Genomic DNA, 6,594 nt, shown 5'->3' with positions numbered 1-6,594 from the left:
CAAAGCATCAATTTGCTGATCCATCCAGACAAATATTCGATGTCATGCCGATTACAGAGGCTCCTGCCGAGTCATGTCGGTAAAATGCGGGTTTTGACGTTCTGGAATCACGGATTCAGGCGTTATTCAGCAGCAAGGTACAACAGGCAAACAGCTGACGGTTTTCGGGTGTTATTGTTGAGAAAGCCATGGAGGGACTTTTTCAACATCCCGTTACAAGGGGAATTCCGTTGGGAATCCTGAAATGATTATTATTCTCTGTATTTCACAAGTCTGGCTGAAAATCCGGAAATGTCAATGTGCGCGGTTTCTCATTCGGGAGCAAAGACTGCCCACTGTGCCTATTTGTCCGCAGGTGGCCAGGGCAGGGTAATGGTCTTGCCGCCATAGCCATGCACCTTGTCATGAGCGCGAATGGTAGTGGAAGTGATGTTGTCCGGAATGGTTGTGCCCGACAGGCTGCGGGTGAAAGGCTGTTCATTTACGTGAGGATGGGCCAGCACCCTGGTGGAGAGTATTTTTCCGTGAGGGGCAAGAATCTCCCACCGGTCGGCATAGTGATCCCAGCCTTCATCGGCATGCCTGACGGTGACCTGAAATGTCCAGCTGTTGCTCCCATTGGGAAGAATTTTCACGTTCTCGACATCGGCTTCTCCGGCCAGTGCGGTGGAAATGCACATGGCGAGGATGAGAGCCAGCAGGCCTGTTCTTGTGTTCATTGCATTTTCCCTATTTCTGATATTTTTATACGCCATTCAGCAGGGCCGCTACTGTGTACAGATTCCCCTTTGCTGTCCACGGCCACCATAACGGGCATGTTTTCAACTTCAAATTCGTGGATAGCCTCCATGCCCAGGTCTTCGAAAGCCACCACGCGGGCCTTGCGGATGGCCCTGGAGACCAGATAGGCGGCGCCGCCCACGGCCATGAGATAAGCGGCCTTGTGCCGGCGGATGGATTCGACGGCCTGGGGGCCGCGTTCGGCCTTGCCGATCATGCCCAGGAGTCCGAGCTGGCCGAGCATCATTTCCGTGAACTTGTCCATGCGCGTGGCGGTGGTGGGGCCGGCGGGGCCGACCACTTCGCCGTCCACGGGATCCACGGGACCCACGTAGTAGATGAATCGGTTGTGGAAGTCCACGCCCTCGGGCAGGGGTTGACCCTTGTCCAGGAGTTCCTGGATATGCCGGTGAGCGGCGTCGCGGCCCGTGAGCATCCTGCCGCTGAGCAGCAGGCGGTCGCCAGGCTTCCAGGCAGCTACCTGTTCCGGCGTGATGGTATCGAGATCCACATGAATAGCGTCTGCGCCAGGCTGCCAGTGGACGTCCGGGTAGTCGGACAGGGCGGGTGGAGTGAATTCCGCAGGGCCGCTGCCAACCAGGGTGAACTCGATATGCCGGGTGGCGGCGCAGTTGGGAATCAGGGCCACGGGCAGGGAGGCCGCATGGGTGGGATAGTCTTTGATCTGCACATCCACCACGGTGGTCAGCCCCCCCAGTCCCTGAGCGCCGATGCCCAGGGCATTGACCTTTTCGTACAGTTCCAGGCGCAGTTCTTCAAGGGGAGTGTCTGGGCCTTTTTCCATCAGCTCCTGGATGTTCACGGGTTCCATGAGGGCTTCCTTGGCCAGTAGCATGGCTTTTTCCGATGAACCACCGATGCCCAGGCCCAGGATTCCAGGCGGGCACCAGCCTGCGCCCATGCCGGGTACGGTATCCAGCACCCAGTCCACCAGGCTGTCGCTGGGGTTGAGGACCGTGAACCTGGCCTTGTTCTCCGAGCCGCCGCCCTTGGCGGCCAGTCCGATTTTGATTTTGTTGCCGGGGACGATGCGGGTATGCACGATGGCAGGGGTGTTGTCGCCGGCGTTTTTTCGCTGGCCCCAGGGAGGATTCACCATGGAGGCGCGCAGAGTGTTGTCGGGGTCGGTATAGGCCCGGCGCACACCTTCATTGATCATTTCCTCCAGGCTCAGCTTGCTGCGCCAGCGCACGTCCATGCCTACTTCGACAAAGGCCACCACCATGCCCGTGTCCTGGCAGACCGGGCGGTGGCCTTCGGCGCTCATGCGCGAGTTCATGAGGATCTGTGCCAAGGCATCCCTGGCGGCGGGAGATTGTTCTTTTTCCCAGGCCCGGCCTATGGCCTGGATGAAATCCAGGGGATGATAGTAGGAAATGAACTGCAGGGCTTCCTGCACGCTTTGTATCAGGTCGTCCTGGTGGATGGTGGTCATGGTCTTTGCCTGTGTTGCTGCGGACGCTGAGTGTGCGCCGCCAACCACACCTCTGATAGTGGAAAAATCCGCATCCGTAGGTCGGACTTCAGTCCGACATTGCTCCATTGTGGCAGCTGTTGTCGGGCTGAAGCCCGACCTACGGTCATGGTGTGAAGCTGTGTGATCCAGAATCTCATAAAATCAATAACTTAGGTGTATTTCCATGCCGGGTTTCAGATATCCAGCAGCAGGCGGCTGGGATCCTCCAGGTTCTCCTTGATGGTGACCAGGAATTGTACTGCGTCCTTGCCGTCCACGATGCGGTGGTCGTAGGACAGGGCCAAGTACATCATGGGCCGGATCACCACCTCGCCGTTCTCCGCCACCGGTCGCTGGATGATGTTGTGCATGCCCAGGATGCCGCTCTGGGGCGGGTTGAGTATGGGAGTGGAGAGCATGGAGCCGTACACGCCGCCGTTGGAGATGGTGAAGGTGCCGCCGCTCAGTTCTTCATAGCTGAGGCTCCCGTCCTGTGCTTTCTGGCCGTACTGTTTGATAGCCTTTTCGGTATCTGCAAAAGACAGTTCGTCCGCATTGCGCAGGATAGGAACCACCAGCCCGCGTGGAGAGCCCACGGCGATGCCGATGTCGTAGTAGCCATGATAGATGATGTCCGTGCCGTCCACGCTGGCGTTGAGCAGCGGAAACTTCTTCAGGGCGTCCACGGTGGCCCTGACGAAGAAGGACATGAAACCCAGGCGTACCCCGTGTTCCTTTTCGAATGTCTCACGGTAGCGGATGCGCAGTTCGCTGACCGACTGGAGATTGACTTCATTGAAGGTCGTGAGAATGGCCGCGGTCTGCTGCGCCTGTACCAGCCTTTCGGCGATGCGCGCCCGCAAACGGCTCATGGGCACGCGCTGTTCGGCAGGTGTTTCGGCCGGGGATTCCGTGGCGCCGAGGGTGCTTGCGACGGTCTCGGCATCCGGATCCCTGATGGAGGTCTGCTTGTCCAGATAGGCCATGACGTCGGATTTCAGGATACGCCCGTCCTTGCCGGTGCCCGTGATTTTTATCGGGTCGAGCTTCAGTTCCTTCACCAGACGGCGTACAGCGGGAGTCAGTACGGGTTCCTGGGAACCCGTGCTCTTTTCCGGGGGGGCAGGCCGGTCTGCAGCAGGCCCCGGCTTTCGTGCCGCAGGTTTTTCCGGCTCGATGACAGCCAGCACGTCATCGGCTTCGACCAAGTCGCCTTCCTGGGCCCGGATTTCCACCAGCACGCCATCGGTGGGAGACGGAACTTCCAGCACCACCTTGTCGGTTTCAAGATCGAGAAGGTTCTCGTCCCGTTGCACGGGGTCACCGGGCTTCTTGCGCCAGTTCAGTACGGTAGCATCGGTAACGGATTCCGGAAGGGTGGGTACGCGGATCTCTGTGCTCATATCATTCTCTGGTTTATTTCAGGATCGAAACGCCCGCTCAGGGCGTCGTCGATGATCTTTTTCTGTTCTTCCACGTGCACCGGATAGTAGCCGGTTGCCGGTGCAGCAGCAGCCTTGCGTCCCACGAAGAAAACCTGTTTCTTGTTGTCGCGGATGATGCGCGAGAAGCGGTGCTTTATCTGATCCCAGGCGCCCTGGTTCTGAGGTTCTTCCTGGCACCAGACGAAACTCCAGGCATTGGGGAAGCTGGCCACCATGGCATCGAAATCGGCCCGCGGGAAGGGATAGAGCTGCTCGATGCGCACCAGGGCGATATTCTCCAGCCCCCGGGCGCGGCGGGCTTCCAGCAGTTCGTAATAGATCTTGCCGCCGCACATGATCACCTGGGTGATGTTTCCCTTGTCCAGGGGATCGATTTCATCGATGACAGTGTTGAACTTTCCCCGGGTGAAGGCATCCAGGGGTGAGGTGGCCATGGGATGCCGCAGCAGGCTTTTCGGTGTCATCACTACCAGGGGGCGCCGGTAGGGACGCAGCGCCTGGCGGCGCAGCAGGTGGAACATCTGTGCCGGTGTGCTGGGTATGCACACCTGGATGTTCTGTTCCGCGCAGAGTTGCATGTAGCGCTCGATACGCGCCGAGGAGTGTTCCGGGCCCTGGCCTTCGTAGCCGTGTGGCAGCAGCATGGTCAGTCCGCAGAGCAGACCCCATTTCGAACCTGCAGAGGCAATGAACTGGTCGATGACCACTTGGGCGCCATTGGCAAAATCACCGAACTGGGCTTCCCAGATAGTGAGGGTGCGGGGTTCAGCGGTCGCGTAGCCGTATTCGAAGGCCAGCACGGCCTCTTCGGACAGCAGGGAATCGATGATGTCGAAAGAGGCCTTCCCCGGCGCGATATGCTGCAGCGGGATCAGCTCTTCACCGCGTTCCTGGTCCACCAGCATGGCGTGGCGATGGAAGAAGGTGCCGCGACGGCAATCCTGGCCAGACAGTCGCACCGCATGACCTTCGTCCAGCAGGGCTGCGTAGGCTAGGTTTTCGGCGAAACCCCAGTCGGCCAGCTGCTCGCCCAGCATCATGCGTTCACGGTCTTCCATGATGCGTTGAACGCGGGGATGGAGCTTGAAGCCGTCGGGGATGTCCAGCAGTTCCTGATACAGCCGGGCAATGCTTTCCGCAGGGAGGGTTGTGTCCACCGGGTGATCCCAGGCTATGCGGTGATAGGGGTGCCAGTCCACGCGATAGGGATTATTGATTTCGCACAATACCGGCCGGCTGACGATTTCCCCTTTGTCCAGCTCCTCGCGATAGTGTTCGATCATGTGCTCTGCCTGTTCCGGTGTGACCACGCCTTCGGCCAGCAGCCGTTCCGCGTAAAGGGTGCGGGTCGTACGATGCATGCGGATCTTCTGGTACATCAGGGGCTGGGTGACGGCGGGTTCGTCGGCTTCGTTGTGTCCCTGCCGCCGGTAACAGACCAGGTCGATGACCACGTCCTTGTGGAAATGATTGCGGTAGTCCAGGGCCAGGCGGGTGACGAAGATGACGGCTTCAGGATCGTCGCCGTTCGCATGGAAGATGGGAGCCTGCACCATTTTGGCCACGTCGGTGCAATAGGTGGTGGAACGGCTGTCGAAAGGATCGCTGGTGGTGAAGCCGATCTGGTTGTTGATGACAATGTGCACCGTGCCGCCGGTGCCGAAGCCGCGTGCCTGGGACATGTTCAGGGTTTCCATGACCACGCCCTGGCCGGCGAAAGCGGCATCACCATGCAGGACGATGGGCAGCACCTTGTCCCCGACGGGATCGCCATGACGTTTCTGCCTGGCGCGTACCGAGCCCTCGATGACCGGGCCGATGATTTCCAGGTGGGAAGGGTTGAAACCCAGGGCCACGTGGATCAGCCCGCCGGCAGTCTCGATGCTGCTGGAGAACCCCTTGTGGTACTTGACGTCCCCGGATGTCATCACGCCGTGGTTCTTTCGGGTGCCCTGAAATTCGTCGTAGATCTCGGCCGGAGGTTTGCCAATAATGTTGGTCAGGACATTCAGGCGGCCACGGTGGGCCATGCCGATAACTGCTTCCTCGATGCCATCCCGGCCGGCCCGTTGTATGAGTTCGTCCAGCAGGGGAATCAGTGATTCGCCGCCCTCCAGGGAAAAGCGTTTCTGGCCCACGTAGCGGGTATGCAGATACTTCTCCAGGCCTTCGGCGGCGGTGAGCATGCGCAGGATCCAGCGCTTGTCGCCTTCGGACAGCTCCGGGCGGGTGCGGTAGGTTTCAAGGCGCTGCTGTATCCAGCGCTTTTCCACCGTGTCGGTGATGTGCATGTATTCCGAGCCGACGGTGCCTGTGTACACCTTCTGCACCAGCTCCAGTATTTCCCGCAGGGGAAGGCTTTCCGGGGCAAACAGGGAACCCGTATTGAATACGCGGTCCAGGTCGTCTTCCGTCAGGTTGTGATAGGCAAGAGTCAGCTCGGGCAGGTGAGGTTTGTCGTGCAGATGCAGAGGATCGAGATCGGCCAGCTGATGTCCCCGGATGCGATAGGCGTTGATAAGCCTCAGCACCGATGCCTGCCGGGCGGCGGCCTGGGCGGCGAGCGTATCGTCGCAACCCGGATGGTTCGATAAGCGGGTTCTGGCCATGCGCCTGAAATGCTGCTGGATGCGCTGATGGGACAGTTCCTCACCGCCATGGCCGTTGACTTTCGGCAGTTTCTCGAACTCCAGCCGCCAGTTTTCCGCTACACTGTTGGGATCTTGCAGCCAGGCTTCGTAGAGATTTTCAATAAAGGGAGCATTCCCGTCATAGAAAGGCGAGGATTTGCGCAATAATTCCAGTAGCTCAGACATGTTAGGATATTTGCCCTAAATTGGCTGCAAAAAAGAGATAAAACAATGCTTGGGTTTTAAGAAAGTCTAGCACAAG

The 6,594-nt window shown here is 59.0% G+C and carries 5 protein-coding genes; 1 reads left to right on the top strand and 4 read right to left on the bottom strand.

Features of this window, described 5'->3' with window-relative positions:
- Positions 1-243: hypothetical protein (locus ACOCD2_RS10135; RefSeq protein ID WP_293644012.1), on the top strand; the 243-nt coding region annotated here is incomplete at its 5' end.
- A gap of 98 nt (positions 244-341) precedes the next feature.
- On the opposite strand, the gene ACOCD2_RS10130 is transcribed toward ACOCD2_RS10135, so the two are convergent.
- From ACOCD2_RS10130 to ACOCD2_RS10115, 4 genes are all read right to left on the bottom strand, one after another.
- On the bottom strand, positions 342-719 hold the full coding sequence (locus ACOCD2_RS10130) for a hypothetical protein (protein WP_293644010.1): 378 nt from the start codon (positions 717-719) through the stop codon (positions 342-344).
- Complete coding sequence (locus tag ACOCD2_RS10125; RefSeq protein ID WP_293644008.1) at positions 716-2,236, bottom strand: fumarate hydratase; 1,521 nt, start codon at positions 2,234-2,236, stop codon at positions 716-718. Before ACOCD2_RS10125 ends, ACOCD2_RS10130 begins: the two co-directional genes overlap by 4 nt.
- A gap of 215 nt (positions 2,237-2,451) precedes the next feature.
- Complete coding sequence (gene odhB, locus ACOCD2_RS10120; RefSeq protein WP_293644006.1) at positions 2,452-3,660, bottom strand: 2-oxoglutarate dehydrogenase complex dihydrolipoyllysine-residue succinyltransferase; 1,209 nt, start codon at positions 3,658-3,660, stop codon at positions 2,452-2,454.
- Positions 3,657-6,518 carry a 2-oxoglutarate dehydrogenase E1 component gene (locus ACOCD2_RS10115; RefSeq protein ID WP_293644004.1) on the bottom strand — a complete coding sequence of 954 codons (2,862 nt, stop codon included), beginning with the start codon at positions 6,516-6,518 and terminating at the stop codon, positions 3,657-3,659. The genes odhB and ACOCD2_RS10115 overlap by 4 nt, the downstream gene beginning before the upstream one ends.
- Positions 6,519-6,594 lie beyond the last annotated feature (76 nt).

The sequence above is a fragment of the Thiolapillus sp. genome (assembly GCF_048562965.1).
Lineage (GTDB): Bacteria > Pseudomonadota > Gammaproteobacteria > Chromatiales > Chromatiaceae > Thiolapillus > Thiolapillus brandeum_A.
This window is presented reverse-complemented; position numbering and strand designations above follow the sequence as displayed.

Coding starts and splice junctions, on each gene's coding strand:
- ACOCD2_RS10130 (WP_293644010.1), bottom strand. CDS start 719: ATGAACACAAGAACAGGCCTGCTGGCTCTCATCCTCGCCATGTGCATT.
- ACOCD2_RS10125 (WP_293644008.1), bottom strand. CDS start 2,236: ATGACCACCATCCACCAGGACGACCTGATACAAAGCGTGCAGGAAGCC.
- odhB (WP_293644006.1), bottom strand. CDS start 3,660: ATGAGCACAGAGATCCGCGTACCCACCCTTCCGGAATCCGTTACCGAT.
- ACOCD2_RS10115 (WP_293644004.1), bottom strand. CDS start 6,518: ATGTCTGAGCTACTGGAATTATTGCGCAAATCCTCGCCTTTCTATGAC.